We start from the raw sequence: 20,099 nt of genomic DNA, 5'->3' as shown, positions 1-20,099 counted from the left end.
TAATGTATCTATTGCTCTATTTGTTTCTGAGCTTTTATATTATTAGTCTTACACCGCCGAACTCTTCTATTTTATAGGGAAATTGATTACTTGGTGAGCCCATGAACATGAAATTTATTGGAATATTCCATTTTTTCGAAAGACTATTCACTAAATCAGGTGAAAAGGTTCCTTTTTTGATGACAAGTTCAATATCAATTTTTGGATATTCTCTGTCTAAAAAGTCAATTTCTTCAGCTAAATTTTCGGGAGGTTTATTGTCTTTATTTGTAATGGTAACGATTTTTATTTTTTTAGTGTGCTCATTATTAGATATGTATAACATTACCTTGTTGAGTTCTTCAATACTATTGCACCTTGTAAAAAAGACAAATTCTTGTGAGTTAATAACATCTATTGTCTTTTGAATATTTTTATCTAATCGTATCATTCTCTTGCGTATCGGATCAAAGATTGCGTCGATAGTTTTCAATACTAATTTTAAAAATAGTGTTCTATTCAACATTACAATTATAAAAAGCATTGAAGGGATAAAGTAGTATAGAAAAACAGTTACGTTACTAGGCAATCCATCTTTTGAAGGCATTATAATATTACCCACAAGTGCAACAAGAACAGCCGCAATCGCAATAAGGACAGAAAGCCAAGACGCCTTTTCTGGTCTAGGCAATTGATTTCTTTTAACTTTTAATAAAATATTTCCGATCCCAAATAACGCCATAACAGATAGGAACGAAATTGTATAAACACCAGCTAATAGTTTTACATTTCCTTTGGTAATTAGAAGCACAGATACACAAAGTATAAAAAACATTAGAATGATTCTGTAGGAGCTACCTCGTTTATTTTTTTTAAGAAAAAATGGTGGCATAATTCTGTCTAAAGTCATACGTTCTAGCAAACCTGTAACTCCAACAAAACTTGTTAATACTGCGCCACTTAAAACTAAAAAAGCATCAATTGCTATTATGTAGGCAATTGCTTCTCCTCCAACGTGTTTCCCCATTTCTATTAAAAGTGTATTTTGATAGGGACCACTTTGTAATACAGGTATGGTAAATAGCGCCAATGCAAAAATTGCCATTAACGGATTGATGATACTTACTACGATCCACATATTTTTTAATGTTTTTGGAAAAACTCCTTTCTTTTGCTCTTCTACAAAATTTGCAGAACTTTCAAACCCAGAAACACCAAGCATCGATGCTGCAAAGCCAAGGAAAATAGCATTCGTAATAGATCCGTTTCCTGATAATGGTAGGTTCCAATTTTCAAAAAATGTACTCGTTCCTGTTTGTGTGAGATAATAGATGATAAATCCACTTAATAGCACTAAAGAACTTAAATGAAAAATAAAAATTCCAATAGCTACTTTAGCAGATTCTGAAATGCCACCAATAGCCAATACAGCAAATATGCCAAGTAATACAATAGTTATAGGTATAATGGGCATAGCAGGAATAATGTGATGCAGATAATGAATAGCTTCATTCCCCGAAATTACAGCAGTTGCCATATAGGACAATAAGGTTAACGTGGCCGCAAAAGATGCCGTAGATTTACTAGTAGTATTTAATAAAGCGTTGTAAGCACCTCCATTAAGCGGTAATGCACCTACAACTTCCCCGTATATTTTTCGATATAAGAATAAAACTAAGGATACAATAAGTAGTGTAATCCAAGCGTATTGTCCTGCAAAAGCAATTGCTAACGCAGATACATATAGTACTGATGAACTTATGTCGTTTCCGCTAATTGCTGTAGCTGCTAATTGACCTAACTTTTTGACTTTTTTTTCCATGTAATGAAATCTACTTTTTTTATTTTAATCCTTTATTGAGGATTTAATTTTCTGAAACTTGGCTCAAAATTTATTTTCGAAACATACCTCGTTGATTTGCTCAGAGACTATTTATTTACTTTGGAAGTATTTAAAGATAAATTGTGTGGTAACGGTTGCTGTGTGAAACATAGTCTGTATTTAACTTTTGTCAGTTATACTTTTATTTTTTATCATCAAATTTAAATTCGGATATTCCTTTCAGTTCCAATGTGTCCCCATGCACAGTTTTTTATTGAACTACCAATATTCAAAGATTCTAGATATTTTTCCTTTTTTAAACTCAAAAAATGTCATTTGTGGTTCTCCTTCCTTAATTCCGTCACCCTTTTTTTCCACATATATTCTTTGAACAACTACGGCATTCAGTCCGACAATTTTATTTAGTATTTTAATATCCGTGACTTTTCCATCATATCCTCCATTTTTTTGATTTCGTACATAACCATTGTACAAATCCTCTCGAGTGTAAGTTCCTCCATATTTTGGATGAACATATGTAAAGTCATCTGTAAAAAGTTCAAAAATTCTATCGATATCTTTTATCGTTGAGTTAACTTGAAATGTTTTAAGGTTTAAGTCATAATATTTTTTGACTACGATTTTTAATGAATCTTTATGAGCTTTTGTAGCATCTTGCGCTGTAATTTGATTCGTTGCAAAAAGAAGTAAAATTGTAGAAATAAATATTTTAAAATGTGTTATCATATGTCACTTTGTTTTTTTTCAATTGTACCTACGTGTTTGTATATGGTGTGATGCGTTGGTTAAGGACTAAATTAGCAAAAGAAAACGAACCAGAGGAAAATCCGTAGAATTTTCCGAGTAGGCTATGCTGTACACAGTTTTTTATTCGGCTTATTCATCAGTGCTTTCTGCGTAATCTTTGTCCGTATTCAGTTTTTAAATATTCCGATGCTTTTTCGAGATAGCTTTGTTCAATGTCTTGATTTTCTTTCAGCACGTGATGAATCATTTCTTCCGCTCCAGTATTTAAATCCGTAAAATTTATTTCAAATCCGTAGTCCACAGGATGATAAGCGTTTGAAATACTTATTCTCAGATTTTTGCCCGAATTATTAAATTCAAATTTGTCCGTTGTTACAGTTCCATTTGGTTGTTCCGTAAACGTATAATTAGGCGCGTCAAAATCAAATTCAGATGTCAGAAATTCAAAATGCAACTTTGTTTTTTCGACAAAATTTGTTCTTTTAGTATCGTAAATTTCTTTTGGTGTGGTCATTTCTCAAATTGAGGTTGTTGTATGCAGTTTTTTCATTCAAAAATTAGTTTTAACTCTCCGTTTTCAGGTATCAAGTTCCATTTCTCACATAACTGGTCAAAATTTAATTTCATTTTTTCAATATCAGTCAAATTCATATTTGGAACTTTAATTCCGTCAATGTTTTGCGCTTCCCAATTTATTAATTCAATGAATTGTTCAATTTTTGCAGCTCCAGAACCAATAGACTGAAGATTTCTTGCCATTATTTCAGATAGCCAAGTTTCCGAACCTAAGTTTTTGATTATTTCTTTATCAGACAATTCTTCTATAGTCATTCCAGATTTAACCTTTCCATAAAATCCATTTTCTAAGTTGAATTCTTTTTCAACAACATAGTGAGCAATATCATGATTTGGGATATTAGGTCCAAGATTGAAACTTGTTACGGTTCCATCCTTTCTTTTACAAGTCAGTGTATTCCTGTTTTTTCCTTTAGTGATTATTATTTCCATTTCTCAAATTGCATACAATGCATAAATATACAGAATTCCGAATATTTCTACTATAACTAAACCTATATTAGTTTCGTTTTTCTTTGAAGTCGAAACTACGTTTTTACTAATAAAAATCAAAATCATAAATTAGGACTTTAACTGTTCTCTCTCCATCGATTTTCCTAAATAAGTTCATTCAGAAATTAATATGGGTATTACAGAAGTTTACCGTTCTTTTTCGTTGGTATGTTGTGTAAGTTTAGTTTCGTTAGGAAAATTAGTATATTTTAATAGTATAAAGTAATGAATTTCAAAACATCCCCTTTTTATTCTACGATAGTAAAAACACTGTTTACGTCAGTAGTAGCAATCTTTTTTATCAATCCGTGTTTCGCACAAAAAGAACTATCCACAAAAGAGAAATTAGCCGATTTTAACTACTTATATCAAGAACTTAAACAATCGTATCCATATTTTGGAATAAATAAAAGAGTGTTTACTACCGATTGGCTTTCGAATAAAAAAAAATATATCAAAGCAATAAAGAATACAAAAAATGATGTAGCGTTTTTTAAAGTTTTTAGTGGAATTATGAATGATTTAAATAATGGTCATACAGACGCTTATCCTACCAGCATTTATACTTATTTTTATGATGCTTACAAACAAGCCGCGACTCAAGATACTATATATGCTATTTACGTGAGAGAGTTAGAAAAAACGGACACTATTCGTTCTAAATATTGGAACGATATTAATTTAGAACTTTTCTTTCCTGAAAAGAAAAACAACGATCATGAAACCAATGTCAACGAAGTTAAAACAAAAGTTTTCGAAAATGTTGAAATCAATTTTATAGACTCACTATCAACTGCAATCATTCAAGTAAAGTCGTTTAGCTATGATTATGTCGAAAATGATGCTACTACACTAATGCACTTTTTTAAAAAAGCTCATAATTATAAAAATCTAATCATAGACATACAAGGCAATTCAGGTGGAAGTACCGAATATTGGATGAATAATATGATTCCTCATTTGATCAAAAACACTATTAATGCTCCTGTGGTTTATGCATTTAAGAATTCTGATCGATTAAAAAAATTTAAGCCTTTTTATTTTGAAAATATTGTTACTTACGAAGAAATTGGATTGCCTAATATGCCTAAAGAGTTAAAAGATGGTAGTTATCTGTTCAGAAGAGATAGCATGAAAATTGCACCAAGTGCTACTCATAAAAAGTATTTGGGTAAAATTTATCTCTTGGTAGATGATGTAGTATTTTCTAGCTCAGAAGCATTGGCTTATTTCTGTAAAGCAACAAAATTTGCAACGGTTGTTGGAGAAAAAACAAGTGGAGATGGTGTCGGAACAGATCCTTTACTCCTAACACTTCCTAACAGTGGTATTGTTATACGATTTACGGGAGAAATGGGATTAAATCCTGACGGAAGCCCTAATGATGAAACAAAAACAATTCCTGATCTAATACTAAAAGCTTCGAGTAAAACCGAAAGACGCAACAAACTTCTTGAATACATTAAACATAAATAATTAAAAAACTAAATTATTTAATGTCTGTTTAAATCTTTAGCTTTGCGTATTAAACAAAATACTCATGGCAGTAGTTTCCTCTTTAGGATTAATTTTTATTACATGTATTGTTATTTGGAGAGCGTGTGACGGCTTTGAAATGGCTTCGGACTACTTAGGTCGGAACATGAAAGATGGAATAAAAGGTGCTACTATAAATGCTATTGGAAGTAGTTTGCCTGAGTTATTCACTACCCTATTTTTCTTATTTGTATTAAAAGATAAAGATGGTTTTTCGGGCGGAATTGGAACTACAGCTGGAAGTGCCGTTTTTAACGCAATGATTATTCCTGCCGTAGTAATTATGGCGGTTATTGGAAAAGGAATTGTTGACCGAATTGATGTTTCTAAGAAGGTGATAAAACGTGACGGAATTTCACTTATTTTATGTGAAATAGTACTAATTTTATTAATTACCGGAACAGAATTGTATTGGTATCATGGATTGGTATTAATGCTTATGTATGTAGTGTATATTACGTATATGCTTACGAGTCAAGGTTCTGGAGATGTTGACAATGAATATGAAGCGGAAGCAGCTGGCGGCAATAGAATGGTTGCGTTTTGCAAAGGTGATTTTGCAACAACCGTTTTAGGAAATGGCACAATTACTATTGGAAAAGCATGGATGCTAATGTTAATTTCTGTATTTTTTATAGGAATCGCCTGTTATTGGTTAGTGGAAGCTTGTGAACAGTTTGGTGAAGCTATTGGTATGCCAATCTACTTTGTTTCTGTTGTGTTGGCTTCTGCCGCAACGAGTGTTCCTGATACAATTATTTCTTGGAAAGATGCTATGAAAGGAAATTATGATGACGCCGTAGCAAATGCACTCGGAAGTAATATTTTTGATATTTGCTTCGCCTTAGGTTTCCCGTTATTTTTATTTACATTGCTATATGGTCCCATTACCATGAGTCCCGGAACACTTGAAAATGTGGGACAATTGCGTGTATTGTTGTTGATTGTAACGATTGTAGCATTCTTTATTTATTTGGTTCCAAAAACCATAAAAAAGTCGCATGGATACTTACTAATTAGCCTGTACGCGTTGTTTGTGGTATATATTATTTTAAAAGGAATGAACAGTGATTTACGTATTGTTACAGGAATTTCTGATGGGTTATCTTCAATTTCACGATTTTTTAGTACACTTTTATAATCGATTCTATTTAAATTAAAAAAAATAGCCACGATCAAAATTTCTTCTGACCATGACTAAACCTATGTTTACACTAAATTCTATTCTTTGCAAACAAAACTATTAATTAGTGTATTAACAATTAGTATATGTTTGTTCCAATAAACTGTCACACGAAGCATATCCTGATTTTGGTTTTCTACCACCTTTAATAAATCCTACATTTAAGTCTGAAATTACTTTTTTTACTAACGCTAATCTTGATCTTCTTTTTTTCATAATAAAATGTTTTAATAATTAATAATGGTATGAAATTAAGAAGTCCAAAAACGAGAAACAACAGTTGTAACCTACAGTTTATGAATCAAAGGTTGTCATTTTTTTAAGAATATGGTATAAAAAAAGCGAGCCAAAGCTCGCTTTCTATACTGTTTTGTTTGTTAAGCAACTGTACAATAACCACAAGTATAATCTTCTCTTGTGTCAGCACAATACGAAGATTGAAATGTTGCTGTGTCTATTTTTATTGGTTCAAAAGTTGTTGCTCCTCCTTTTACATTTCCTAATGTTAATGTAGAGATTGATCTTTTGTTTAATGTAATTTTCTTTAAATGTTTACTTTTCATGATTAAAAATTTTATTAATTAAATTATCCAATAAAACTACTCGTATATATGCGATAAAAAAAAAGAATTATTACTTAAAAAGTCTTTTTGTACTCGTCATTTATAAATTATAAGCTTTTACAATTCATCTTCCGATAAAACCACCAAGAAATCATTCGCATTCAATTCTATTTCTTGATCTTTTTCCAAGTTCAGTGTCACCCCAAAATTAGACGCGACATCTTTGCTCAAATCGCCTTTTCTAATTCCCAAACAGATTTCGTCACGCTTGTTGGCAATTTCCATTGCTTCTGCAAAAGTGATTTTCTGTGGAAACTCTTCAAAGTACAATGTTGTTGGTTTTACATAAATTTCACTTCCATCTTCTGAAAAGATATCGTCATAGAAGGTTTTGATTAATGGCTCTTCGCTTAATTGCGCTAAAATCATGGTAATCAGCTTGTTGCTAATGATAAAATCATCTACATCTGTTTGATTGATAATTTCCTGATTTTCAGAATTTAATACTTGTGTTAGTAAATGTGTGTTTTCAAAATCGGTGATAATTTTTCGTAACATGAGTAGAATGATCAATGTATCCGAATCAATTTTATCCGCACTTTCCTCCTTCATGCTTTGCGATAATACTATAACATTGTCATAATTGGAAGGATTAATTTCTTCTAAACATTCAATGGCTAGTGGATTGGAATCGATCAAATTGATTTTAAACTCAGGATATGTTGCTTTTAAATGAACAATCACTTCTTCCAATTCGGCTGTTGGTTGGTGGAACAAAATATCAAATTCAGAGTTCTCAATAAGATAATCAGTGGCTTCTTCTATAAAGATTTCCGCTACTTTATGCCAACCTAATATTAAAATTTTCTTCTGAACTTGTGATAGCTTTTCATCTTTTAATGGAATTGATTTTGGTGAGAATTTTTTATGTGTTCCCAATTTAATCGTAGAATCATCTTCTGCCAAAATTACTACTTGATCGCCGTTTTTAAGTACCGTTTCACGATCTGGTCGTAAAATTAGTCCTGCTTCTTCTGAATAGGTTCCCAGTGGAATTCCATCTTCTAAATAATAGGCTAAATCATAAAAACTTATATTGTTCCATTGGTCTTCATGAAAATATACTTCGCAACCATCAAATGATAATATTTCGTTGTAAACCATTTCCAAACCACTGGTCAACGATGTTTGAACCAATAGTTTACCCATAATAGTCCAACTATCTATGGCTATGATGTTTTCATCTTCAAAGAAACTAATAATTTCACGTTTTTCTTCTGTAAAAACTTCGGCTACAATTGGCAATTCATTTTTACCACCTTGACACGAAGTAATTGCTAAAATTGATTTAATAGATTGTACATCAGAAGCCACTTTTTTATCTTTAGAAGCACTTTCTGTACAGTTTGCCAAAATGATAATGGATTTTGAGTGTTTTACATTAACACGTTCCAATTCGTTTATATTTGCATAATCACCTTGTGTTGTAATAATTTCAGTTGTCATGGTATTTGGCAAACGTTTCGATATCAAATCGTCCATATATTCTTTGTCTGCTTCCGCAAGAATTACCACACATGCTTTGCGTTCGCTTTCATTGGCAAGAATCAATTCACGAATAATATCTACCACGCGTTCATTCCAACCTAAAATTAACGTATGATCTGATTCTATAATCTTTCCTCTACCCTTTCTAAATTCATACAACATCTTATTTAATGAAGTTGTAATAAAACCAATCAACATGGATAGTAAAATAACGCCTGTCAGACCTGAAATCACGGTCATAATTTTTAGCCAAGCTGGCGCTAAATTATCTTGATTCATGTTTCCTGTAGCTGTCATTTCAAGGAACGTAATCCAAATATCGCGGAATGGATTTCCATTGTAATCTAATCCTGGAAATAGCGTAATTAGTAACAATCGTAAGCCCATCAAAATTAAAAACGAGAAGATAAATAAGACTAGTAAACTTAAAAAGATAGACGATCCGCCTTTGCTCATAAAGCGTTCTAAACGATAATAGAACTTTTCTTTTAGGGAGTTTTTCATTATTGGAATTGGTTGGTTATGGTACAGTTTTTATGAAATGAGAATGGTGGGAATTTCTCTTGGCTGAGTAAATATAATAATTTAAATGACTTTAATTAAATATTACTTTTTTGAAATCTGTTCAATAGTATTTATAATTTAATCCATCCGTTGTGCATTTTGAATTCAAAAGTATAACGAAGCGTCAGTTATAGTGATTTTGAGGTACGAAAAATCATATCGAGAACCAGTTTAGTGTAAAATATTCTATTCTCGATACAAATTTTACTCATTTTCAATCATAAAATTTACTCGAATTGACGAATTTTATCAAAATGTACAATGGGTTTTTAATCTTATAATTATATGAAAAACTTTATGATAACGTTCGTTTTTGTCTTGATACAAATCCTTCTACGATGCTCATGATAAGCCAGGCAAAAAAATCAAGATAATTTATAGGAAATTACTACGCAACATTCGTTCATACACTACATGTTTGAAGCTACGCTTTGCAATTCCGTTGTTATCTCTTTATTTCTTAAAATTTTAAAATTCGACCTCATAACTATCAATTTTGCACACGTTTTCGGCACTAAATTTGATGTTAACTTTTCTTTAACATTAAAACCGAATTATTATGAAAGCATCTAGAAAAACCATTTCCGGACTTAACGCAGGCTCTATGGCCGACATTGCGTTTTTACTATTAATTTTCTTTTTGGTCACCACTACGTTTCCTGAAGATCAAGGAATTGAAGGCGTTATGCCCAAATCTTGTCCCGAAGGCGTCGATTGTACTGCCGAATTGCATGAAAAGAATATTTTTACCATTAAACTCAATCGAAACAACGAATTGATGGCAAATAATGAGTTGATTTCTATTAACGAATTGCGTGCGAGTATTAAGGCATTTGTTGACAATAATGGAGATGAAAGCTGTGAATATTGTCATGGTGAGAAAAACTTAACATTGTCTGACAATCCTAAGAAAGCAGTAATTGCCATTCATACCGATCGTGAATCTACGTATGATAATTATATTGAAATTCAAGATGAATTGGTTGGCGCATATTACGAATTGCGTCAAGAATTGTCTCAAATGAAATTCAATAAAAAAGTAGATCAGTTAACCGAGGAAGAAGTTCTTCAGTTACAAGAATCGTATCCGTTTCGTATTACAGAAGCAGATTTGAATCAGTAATACAAAAAGCCCGAAACAACTACTGTTTCGGGCTTTTTTAATGAATATTTTTATTTAATTACTGCTTCATAAACTTCTTTGTCAATGTTTTATTTCCGTCAAAGATTTCTATAAAATAAACGCCAGATCGAAGTTTGCTAACATTTAGTTGAGTTGCTTCTTCTCCTTTTGAAACTTCTTGTCCGTATACATTTATAATTCTATATGAAATTACAGCTCCAAAGTCCAATTTGATGTTTAAAATGCTTCCTTTAACAGGATTTGGAAATACGGTCAATGTGTTTTTTGTTTCGAGAACTTCGTTTCCATCTTCTGAAACAGTTGTTGTATCATCTTTCGTATTCGTAGCTTCTTGACGTGGCAATGTTGTTGTGTTTAAGTTGATATTGTCAATTGCAACATCCGCTTGCCAAGTTCCGCCAGTAACTCTGTTGAAACGCAACTGAACGCTTCCACCAATATAATCTGAAAGATCAACGTTAGCTGTTAGCCATTGGTTTCCTTTATTTCCAGATGCTGCCCAAATAGCTGTCCAAGATAATCCGTTGTCTTTACTCGCTTCCAACGCTATAGTTCCCATATCAGTTGACCCAAACATGTGATAGCTAAAGCTGAACGAAGCATTTAATTCATCAGTTAAATCATAACAAGGAGAATTGATAATTGCTTGTTTGTTAGGAAATCCTGTTCCGTTTCCAGATGCTTCTACGAAAATGTAGAAATTGCCATTTGCCGCATTTGACGGACCTGTATTATTTGATGGCGTTCCGTTTGCATCTACTGTCCAGTTGATATCATCTTCAGAAGATTGTGTCCAACTGCCTAACGTATTTTCATAGCTTTCTGTGTATGGGAATGTGTTGATTCCGCCAGAACAGCTTTCTACAGTAATTTCTTCATCCAGTAAACGAATATTATCAATTGCGATATCAGCTCTCCACGTACTTCCTGTTACTCTGTTAAATCGAAGTTGTACATTGCTACCAACATACGCTGTAAGATCAATGTTTGTCGTTTGCCAAGCATTTCCTTGATTCCCTGTTTGATTCCAGATTGTTGCCCAAGTTGCTCCGTTGTCTTCACTTATTTCTACATCTAATGTTCCCATATCTGTTCCAAACATATGATAGTTGAAACTAAATGTAGCTTGGTTTAACGAAGTTAAATCGAAACAAGGAGATGTTAAAATAGCTTGCTTGTCTGGATATCCTGTTCCGTTTCCAGATGCTTCTACATAAGCATAGAAGTTTCCTTCAATAGCGCTTGATGGACCTGTATTTTGTGATGGTGTTCCGTTGCTAAGTACTGTCCAATCAATATCATCTGCTGAAGATTGTGTCCAACCACCCAACGTATTTTCAAATCCTTGTGTATATGGAAATGTGTTGATTCCGTTTGTACAACCAATACTTACTTCGTATACATTTACGGTACGTGTGACTTGTGTTGCGGCATTTCCTGCTGTATCACTTACATTGTAACGAATTGTGTACGTTCCAGCGACAGCTGTATTTACAGTTCCGCTAATTATGATTGCAGTTGTTAGATTTCCATCTATATTGTCCGTTGCCGTTGCGCCTAATTCAGCATATGCATCACCAACATTTAAGTTGATTGTAGCATTTCCGTTTAGCGTAATTACTGGCGCAGTTGTATCTGCAATGACATTTACGGTACGTGAAACTTGCGTTGTGTTTCCTGATGAATCACTTACGGTATAGCTTACTGTGTACGTTCCAGCGACAGCTGTATTTACAGTTCCTGTAATTGTAATAGTAGTTGTTAGATTTCCATCTAAATTGTCCGTTGCCGTTGCGCCTAATTCAGTATATGCATCACCAACATTTAAGTTGATCGTGGCATTTCCGTTTAGCGTAATTACTGGTGGAGTTGTATCTGCAATTACATGTATAGTACGTATAATTTCCGTTGTATTACCTGCGGCATCACTTACCGTGTATGTTATTTGATATGTTCCTGCAGTTGATGTATCAACCGTTCCGCCAATACTTATGTTTGGTGTTAGGTTTCCGTCAATATTGTCTGTTGCCGTTGCACCAAGTTCCGTATACGCATCACCAATATTCAAATTGATTGTTTGATTTCCATTTAACGCAATTACCGGTGCCGTTGTATCTGCAATGACATTTACGGTACGTGTTGCTTCTGTTGCCGCGTTTCCAGCCGCATCAGAAACATTGTAACGAATTGTGTAGATTCCAGCGACAGCTGTATTTACAATTCCGCTAGTTATGATTGCATTTGTTAGGTTTCCATCTACATTGTCTGTTGCAGTTGCGCCAAATTCTGTGTAGAAATCGCCCACATTTAAATTGATTGTTCCTTCTCCATTTAGCGTAATTATTGGCGCAGTCGTATCAACAGGTGTACTAACATTTACAGTTCGTGTTACTTCAACTGCTTCATTTCCTACCACATCACGGACATTGTAGAATAGCGTGTATGTTCCGGCTACAGCCGTATTTACAGTTCCTGTTACAATAATATTGTTTGAAATATCACCATCAATGTTGTCAATTGCGGTTGCGCCTTCATCAGTATACGTATCTCCAACAAATAAATTTACAGGATTGTCTCCAATTAGTGTAATGATTGGAGCTATCGAATCTGGCACTGAAGACATTATGTTTACCATATAGTCTTCAACTTCTCCATATGTGAACGTTTCGCACGGAGTTGGAATTCCGTTGTATTTCATTGAAACACGGAGTCTTGTTGCTCCGTTTGTTGCCGCTGTTGGAATGGTAAACGTACCACTAACAGAGGTTGCCGTCGTATTTCCTTGTGTCCAAACTTGCTCTCCAGGATCAGAGAAATCGCCATTTTGATTGTAATCAATCCAAACAGAATACGCTTCATTGTATACATTTCCTGTCCAAGTTGGTGTTACTGTTATGGTGTATTGTCCATTTCTGATTAACTCTGTGGATAAGTTTGTAAAGTCTGAATAGAAACGTGCATCTGAAGTATTGTCTATGGTTTCAAGTTGTACTCTACTTATGTATTCGTCATTTACATTGTTACTTTGTGAGTCACAATAGTCAATGACAATGTTTTCATCTGTAGTGACATTCACTAGATTACTTGGTTGCGATTCGTTTCCTGCTAAATCTCTCGCAATGACTTTGAATTCATAGGTTGTATTTGGCGTTAATCCTGTAACTATGTAATTGAATTGTGAAATAGAAGCTATGATAACATCATTTTGATAAACATCGTACGCAGTTACATCCACATCATCTGTAGAAGCTGTCCACGACAAGTCTGTTGTTGTTTGTGTTGTATTTACTGCAACTAAGTCAGAAGGATCTGTTGGCGGTTGTATATCGTCGCTGATATCTTCTACAATCGTGATATTTTGAGTATAGGTATAATATCCGCAAGTTCCTACAGTGTATAGTACAGAATGATCTCCTAACGACGAGTTGGCTACATCAATTTCTCCAGTAGCTGGATTTACAATTATTCCTGAAGGACTTGAAAATGTTCCGCCACTAACTCCAGTAATTATCGGTGTTGGATTTGAATTTGTTCTGGCATATGTTGATGATAGATATGCAAACATTGCAAAGTCATTGTAATGTGCATCAATATAATTTAGCACAACTGCCGCATAGTCTTTTGCAAAAGGAACCAATGTTTGTGGTCTGGAATCGTATACTTGTCCGTTGTAAGTTCCTAAATCACGAACACGTCTGTTTACTTCTGTCATGATTCCGTCTATATTTCCGTCACCACCAGTTCCGTCAGTTGTTCCACTACCCGATCCATGTCTGCGATTGTTATAGAAATCACCGTCAAAGTATGCATTTCCGTTTGGTCGTGTGTCGTCACAGCTTCCGCCGCCATTGTTTGTAGCACTTGGAACAGCTCTGTAACCTGTTGTGTTTTCACAACCAGCATGTCCTTGACTTGCATAGAAAGCGCCACCTGTGTTTTGAAATAGTTCACCCAAACTCGTATTTCCTCTAATTAATTCTTCATGAGAAAGATTGTTTAAGTTTGTATTTACTAAGTTTCTAATGGTAGATTTATTAATAATGCTTGCCGCATTTAGGTTTGAGGTATTCAATTCGTTTCTTGTAATGTTGTAACCAACTTCAATTCTAGGAATAGCATGACTTTGCCCATGAAGATCGATGTACAATCCTTTTCCCCAATTTGATTCTACGGAAGTACTTGCCTGATCAATAAAATTATGAAAAGCATTCCAATGATCGACCGCATTTGAGTTGCCACACGAAGCTTCATTGATTTCACGATTTGGATCGAGTTTTGATCTGTGTAAATTGTTGATGATTACGTGTGCATAACAACCTGTAAGTTGAAATATTTCTTTTTGAATTTCACGTATTAATATGTCTGTATTATCATCACGTTCATTGGTTCCGCAATTACGATCAGGTAAGGAACTGTCGTTATCTGGATAGAAAATGCCACCTATTGTTTGTCCAGATTGTTGAACACCACCATGTGGTGCAGAAATAATTATTGGTAAATTTCCAGGAATATACTCAATGTAGTTTCGTGTATCGCCTGTAGTTTGTTGGTAAAAGATAGATACGCCTGGAGTTTGTGCTTGTAAATAAGACGTAAGTAAGCATAGCACAATTAAGTGTAAAAATTTTCTCATAATTTTTTAATAATTAGGTTAAGTTCAATAGATTATTTTGGGACAAATAATCTGTTAAAAACAGTTCGTATTTTTGAAATAAACATTTAGGGCAAAATGTATATTTCTGGGGCTATTTTCAATACTATTATAAAGCTAGTTTCATTTAAAGTGATCTCTAGAGTATTTAGTCGACTGCACTTAAAACATCGATTAAACGTATTAATTTGTCGATTAAAGACGTGTTTTTTACTTTCAATAAATGTTAATTAGTATAAAAATAAAGAATTAAGAGTTTAATTAGATTTAATTTACCCTACTTATTATAAGGTTTTGACGTACAAAATTATTTTTTTATACTTTTTATGATTGTTTTTTTAGATTTTTTTCAATAAAAAAGGCATCTTTTTGTTAAAATGCCTTGAGAAGTAAATAGCTACTCGTCAATTCTTTAGAAAATCGACTTGAACCATTGGATTTTCGTTGAATTCTTTCCAATCTTTAAGCAATGCAGTTAGCAATATATCAATCTCTGTAAAGTCTAAATCTTTGGTTTCACTACTCTTTTTTAGTTTTAAGATATAATCAATGAGCTTGTAACAAGTTGTAAATTGTCCGCAAGCTATTAAGGTATCCATTCTTCCTTTTGCAATATCTTTCTTGTCCCACCAAAGTGTTGTGGGTGTTTCAGAAGCTGTTAATCCTACATTTGTTAGTAGTTTGCTCGGTGCTGGATTTATATTTTTATTGTATTTAAAAACGTCGTTGTATGCAGTTCCTTCTCCATTTAGTTCGTAAACAGTAGCCGTTATCAGTTTGTTTCGTAATTCTCTGTTTGTGTATAATAATCGGTAGTTTAGACGACGGACTTGCTTTAGAAATACATCATTAACCATGAGTACTGTGGAGCTGATTCGTTCTGTAAGCATGCGTTGTACCAATCCTAAGCTTAGTTTTTGAAAGCTTAATACATCATCTACTAATGGACCTGGCACGTTTTTCTTGAATAATGAAGCCACAAAATTTGTAGCAACACCTTTTAAAGTTCCAGCTAGAATTCCAAAAACAGTGAGTAAAATTCCAAATCCTGTGATAATTCCTCCTATGATGTATAATGCTGCCCAAGATTGTCCTTTGATGAGTTCTAAGGAGTTGAAAACCATGAGTAAGATACCAACTAAAAGCGTTATCCAATACAAAGGTTTTATAGTGAAGTAATTCATAATTTTAGATAAACCGCCTGTGATGGTTGTTCCTTCATTGACCGATTTGGCTTCAGGTTGCCAAGGATGCATTTTGAAGCTTCCAACATCATTGATGATCATTAAATCTAAATCGTGATCACGACTTTTTCGTTGATTGCTAATTTTCATCATGCTTCCAATTCCTTGATTGTCAGCAATTCCACCATCCATAATTCCGACTCCATTGCTAAAACGATCCAAACTTTTTAACGATTTGTAGTCTGTACTTTGTTGCTCTTTTATATAATCATCTGGAAACGTTAACGGTTCAAAACCTAATGGAAAACAAGAAGATGAAGCGACAATATCTGCTAATTGAAAGTCGTTTTTTAAGTTATTTACATGTGCATTATTTAATGGTTTGTTGCCGAACATTCCTGTATTTTGAAAACGAAATGCTAGTCCAAATGAAAAATCAGTGGTGTTGAAACATACATGTTTTAGATAATTTGATGATGGTTTTTCGAAGTGTGAAAAATCACCTTTATAAATCTCCATATCTGCATAGGTTAATGCAAAAGCGTTGATTAACGATCGTTTTTTATGTGGATTAACTTTCCAAACGTTGTCATCATTTAGTTTGCCAATGGCAGTTTCGAGTAATTTATCTTTGGTTGGTTCGAATGAATTGTAGAATTGTTGAAAGAATTTTTTAAAATCAAAATCATCTTTTTGAGCCGCTTTTGAATACGCAACTCCAAATAATGTTCCACCACTTACGGTGCTGATTGCTTCTACATTTTTGAGTAAAGATTTGTTTTGATATTGTATTTTTTCAAGGTAAGACACTACGCCTAGTGAAAAGAATGTAGCACGATAACCGCCGCCACTAAAACAAAGTCCAATACTTCTAAATGGAATAAAATCTTCTTGCATACTATGTTATTTTGGTTGATACTCTACTTTTAAAACACTATTAATACCATTTTTGCATTGAAATTGGGGAAGCTTCTCAAAGATAGTTATTTACGCTGAAATTGTAGGAGTAAATATATCTAATATCCAAAATAATAGGAACTTGAAATGAGTCGTTTATGTCAGAATGTGTTCGCTGCGCTACTAAAGTTGTACACATAATCTAAGTTGATTGACTACGTTTGCATATTTTTAACGTCTATCGTGGTTTGTAAATATAATTTAGGTTTTGCTTCTAGAGATTCAAAGGTTTCATTAGTTGAATACTTCTGTTGGACGAATTCCAAATTCTTTTTTGAAACATTTTGAAAAGTACGATGGACTTGAAAAGCCAAATTTGAAAGCAACTTCTGCTACCGTATAGTTTTTTGATACTAACAAGTTTTTCGCTTTGTTTAAACGGATGAACATTATTAGCTGACTTGGCGATTTCCCAGAGGTTTCTTTAAGCTTCCGTTGCAATTGACGTTCGCTTACGCCAGTTGCTTTGGTGAGCATTTCAACTCCAAAATTGTTGTCATCTATATGTGTATCAATCACTTTTAGTACGTTTTCTAAGAATGTGTCATATTTGGAAAAGTGATATGGATGTGTGATTTGTTCATTTTGCTCATTTTTTCTTTCAACATTGTATAGTTTACAAAGTTCATGAGACGTATGTGTAAGTATGGAACTTTCTTTTGTAAAATTAAATGCTGCTCCAGATAATAGGTGTTTTATCCCTTGTGTTACCAAGATTTTATTGGGTTTGATTAACGAAAGAATGGCGGCAACCATATAATCATCACGCTGCTGCAAAGGCTCTGTATGATTTTCTGTGCTTTCTTTCATATAAATACCCGCAGAAAATTGTATTTGATCTGCGTTTAGCTTCTGTAGCAAGTTGATTCCCAAACAGATTGCCTTGCTTGGAATTTCAAATATTGCCATAAAAAAGTTTTTGTTTTGAGTGATGATTTTACCTCCTTTTTTCTCAACGAGTGCAGCTATAGTTGCTGATTGTAAATTACTTGAAGATGTCATAATTTGACCAAATATTACTGTGGACAATCGTTTTTTATGACAACCATCACAAGGTGGAAGCTGATGAATAAATTTTTTCATTTCAAACAGTACTTCATGCGTATTTCCTGCCCAAAACAGATGATCATTTCCATCAAACTCAATAAATTTTGAATCTTTGATGCGTTCTGCTATAAATTTACCTTCTTCAATTTTCACATCAATATCATTGGTACGTTGCATTAACAACGTGGGCACTTTTATATAGCGCAAGATGTCAATAATGTTAACTTGTGTGTTCATTTTGGTAAGTTTCATTGCCGCTCTTGGACTGGCGCCAGAACGAAAGTAACTTGCCAACCAACCCATAAATTTAGGATCATTTGCTTTGGAAGGAACTAATGTTTCTAGGTTCATTTCGCCGCTTCCCCAATCGTTTTCAATCATATCATACACCTTTTGACGTTCTTCGTCAGTTGGTGCCCACGGATAGTTTTCTGAGTATCTTCGCTTAGCGAAAATCCCGAAAGTAATCAACGCTAGTACACGATTTGGATAGGTAGCACTAAATAATGCAGATACACTTCCGCCTTCCGAATGTCCAAAAAGAATGGCTTTTGTAGCGTTTGTAGCGTCCATGACCGCTTTTATATCTTCCATACGTTCTTCTAACGTTGAAAGTTCTACAATACGATCGGAAAGTCCTGTACCTCTTTTATCAAACAGAATGATTCGTACTACTTTCCTTAGTTCTTGAAAAAAATCGACCAATTCAGGGCAAGCCCACATCCAATCGATATTAGAAACCCATCCTGGAATGTACACCAAATCTATTGGACCTGAACCAAAAACCTGATAAGCAATATTTATGTTTCCACTTTTTGTATATTGAATTTTAGGAGTCATACGCTCTATTATTCTTTAGTATTGATAAAACCATAACATCGTTTTTTCTAGTTATATTGATGATTGTATCGAATTAAATAAACTTCTATTTTTAAAAGTTAATAGATTTGAAGTTTACATAAAATAATAATCAACTATACTTCACATAGATAAACATTTGTGTAACATACTTATTATTAGTAACATTTGAATCATTTTTTCATAAATATTCTATTTGAACTCGTCGTGCTTTTTGATAAAATTCGTCAATTTGAGTAAATTTTACGATTGAAAATGAGTAAAATTTGTATCGAGAATAGAATTTTTATCCTACACAAGTTCTCGATACAATTTTTCGTACCTCAAAATCACTCCTTTAGATTAATATGTAATTAATTGTTAACTCAAAATGCACAACGGGTTATTTGAGTGATTTATACTATTGATGCTATGGTCTAATTAGTTTTACTGTTTTACTTCCGCTTTCCGCGAATAATTTCATGAAATATATTCCACTTTGAAGCGAACTGATATTGATTTTTTTCAAATTATTGGTTACAGTTAGTACCATTTGCCCGTTTGTTGTATAAATTTCTACTTTTTGAAGCTGTATTTCATTGCCCGTAATATTTACAATTGTTGTTGCAGGATTTGGATATACTACAATGTTTCCTAGTTGTTTTTCTTCCACAGAAAGTGTTGCAAAGTCAAAAGAGCTAACTCCTGACAAAGCGGAAGCATTTGGGTCTACAACATTGACAAATGTAGCCGATCCATCATCAACCATATCAGCTTGCATAAAACTTTTTAATGATGTTACGGAGTTTGCTAATGCAGCATCGTTCGCTAATATTTCTATAACTCCACTCGTGGGCGCACCATTTATTTGAATTGTAACCATTGGTGTTGTGGTGCCTGTCGCTGGAGCTGGCAATGACAGTGGGCTTCCTAAGGTTTCTGTAATTAAATAACCGTCAATGGTAGGTTGTGCTACATTGTTTCCATCAAAGAAAGCAGCACCTGCGGCTCCACCAAAAGAAGATGTAATTGTTGCTGTAACGCCATCAGGTACAATAATAGTAAATCCGTAACTCTGTACAGATGTTGCAAAGTTTGATGCACTTGCGTTTGGTACTGCGCCAATGGAAAAACTGTAACCTCCGTTGTCAATTAATGTATATGTGTAGCCATCTTGAGCGTTTACATGTAGTGTACATAAACAATAGATTGCCATGCATAGGTTTGTGAGAGTAGTTTTGTTCATAA

At 33.6% G+C, this 20,099-nt stretch carries 14 protein-coding genes; 3 read left to right on the top strand and 11 right to left on the bottom strand.

The annotated features are described in order from the left end of the window. Positions 1–34: 34 nt before the first annotated feature. The 4 genes from ACQ654_RS00865 to ACQ654_RS00850 all read right to left on the bottom strand — a co-directional run bounded on the left by ACQ654_RS00865 (position 35) and on the right by ACQ654_RS00850 (position 3,577). Positions 35–1,801, bottom strand: coding sequence for an APC family permease (locus ACQ654_RS00865; RefSeq protein WP_430408417.1), 1,767 nt, complete (start codon positions 1,799–1,801; stop codon positions 35–37). A gap of 279 nt (positions 1,802–2,080) precedes the next feature. Then, positions 2,081–2,548, bottom strand: coding sequence for a nuclear transport factor 2 family protein (locus tag ACQ654_RS00860; protein ID WP_430408416.1), 468 nt, complete (start codon positions 2,546–2,548; stop codon positions 2,081–2,083). A 157-nt stretch (positions 2,549–2,705) separates the two neighbouring features. After that, complete coding sequence (locus ACQ654_RS00855; protein ID WP_430408415.1) at positions 2,706–3,083, bottom strand: hypothetical protein; 378 nt, start codon at positions 3,081–3,083, stop codon at positions 2,706–2,708. 32 nt (positions 3,084–3,115) lie between these two features. Next, on the bottom strand, positions 3,116–3,577 hold the full coding sequence (locus tag ACQ654_RS00850; protein WP_430408414.1) for a hypothetical protein: 462 nt from the start codon (positions 3,575–3,577) through the stop codon (positions 3,116–3,118). A gap of 285 nt (positions 3,578–3,862) precedes the next feature. Here ACQ654_RS00850 and ACQ654_RS00845 point away from each other — a divergent pair, with 285 nt between their 5' ends. Then, positions 3,863–5,113 carry a S41 family peptidase gene (locus ACQ654_RS00845; protein ID WP_430408413.1) on the top strand — a complete coding sequence of 417 codons (1,251 nt, stop codon included), beginning with the start codon at positions 3,863–3,865 and terminating at the stop codon, positions 5,111–5,113. Positions 5,114–5,177: 64 nt separating this feature from the next. Beyond that, complete coding sequence (locus tag ACQ654_RS00840; protein ID WP_430408412.1) at positions 5,178–6,314, top strand: sodium:calcium antiporter; 1,137 nt, start codon at positions 5,178–5,180, stop codon at positions 6,312–6,314. 114 nt (positions 6,315–6,428) lie between these two features. On the opposite strand, the gene ACQ654_RS00835 is transcribed toward ACQ654_RS00840, so the two are convergent. The 3 genes from ACQ654_RS00835 to ACQ654_RS00825 form a co-directional block, all read right to left on the bottom strand. Beyond that, positions 6,429–6,572: a hypothetical protein gene (locus ACQ654_RS00835; protein ID WP_430408411.1), complete on the bottom strand. Its 144-nt coding sequence runs from the start codon at positions 6,570–6,572 to the stop codon at positions 6,429–6,431. A 161-nt stretch (positions 6,573–6,733) separates the two neighbouring features. Then, positions 6,734–6,919, bottom strand: coding sequence for a hypothetical protein (locus ACQ654_RS00830; RefSeq protein ID WP_430408410.1), 186 nt, complete (start codon positions 6,917–6,919; stop codon positions 6,734–6,736). 117 nt (positions 6,920–7,036) lie between these two features. Further along, positions 7,037–8,971 carry a CASTOR/POLLUX-related putative ion channel gene (locus ACQ654_RS00825; RefSeq protein WP_430408409.1) on the bottom strand — a complete coding sequence of 645 codons (1,935 nt, stop codon included), beginning with the start codon at positions 8,969–8,971 and terminating at the stop codon, positions 7,037–7,039. Between the two features lie 619 nt (positions 8,972–9,590). Between ACQ654_RS00825 and ACQ654_RS00820 the strand changes: the two genes are divergently transcribed. Then, the gene (locus ACQ654_RS00820; RefSeq protein WP_430408408.1) at positions 9,591–10,154 is read left to right on the top strand and encodes an ExbD/TolR family protein; all 564 of its coding nucleotides are present in this window, start codon (positions 9,591–9,593) and stop codon (positions 10,152–10,154) included. 58 nt (positions 10,155–10,212) lie between these two features. Here ACQ654_RS00820 and ACQ654_RS00815 read toward each other — a convergent pair whose 3' ends face one another. From ACQ654_RS00815 to ACQ654_RS00800, 4 genes are all read right to left on the bottom strand, one after another. Then, a complete protein-coding gene (locus tag ACQ654_RS00815) occupies positions 10,213–14,808 on the bottom strand; it encodes an immunoglobulin-like domain-containing protein (RefSeq protein ID WP_430408407.1) in 4,596 nt (1,531 codons plus the stop codon). Positions 14,809–15,230: 422 nt separating this feature from the next. Further along, positions 15,231–16,907, bottom strand: coding sequence for a patatin-like phospholipase family protein (locus tag ACQ654_RS00810; protein WP_430408406.1), 1,677 nt, complete (start codon positions 16,905–16,907; stop codon positions 15,231–15,233). A gap of 294 nt (positions 16,908–17,201) precedes the next feature. After that, positions 17,202–18,854 (bottom strand): alpha/beta fold hydrolase, encoded by a 1,653-nt coding sequence (locus ACQ654_RS00805; RefSeq protein ID WP_430408405.1) that lies wholly within the window; start codon positions 18,852–18,854, stop codon positions 17,202–17,204. A gap of 427 nt (positions 18,855–19,281) precedes the next feature. Continuing rightward, entirely contained in the window at positions 19,282–20,097 is an 816-nt protein-coding gene (locus ACQ654_RS00800; RefSeq protein ID WP_430408404.1) for a T9SS type A sorting domain-containing protein, read from the bottom strand. Positions 20,098–20,099: the final 2 nt, after the last annotated feature.

It is taken from the genome of Kordia sp. (assembly GCF_965283645.1).
Taxonomy (GTDB): Bacteria; Bacteroidota; Bacteroidia; order Flavobacteriales; family Flavobacteriaceae; genus Kordia.
Note: the sequence above shows the minus strand (reverse complement) of the source record. Positions and strands in the feature narration are given on the sequence as shown.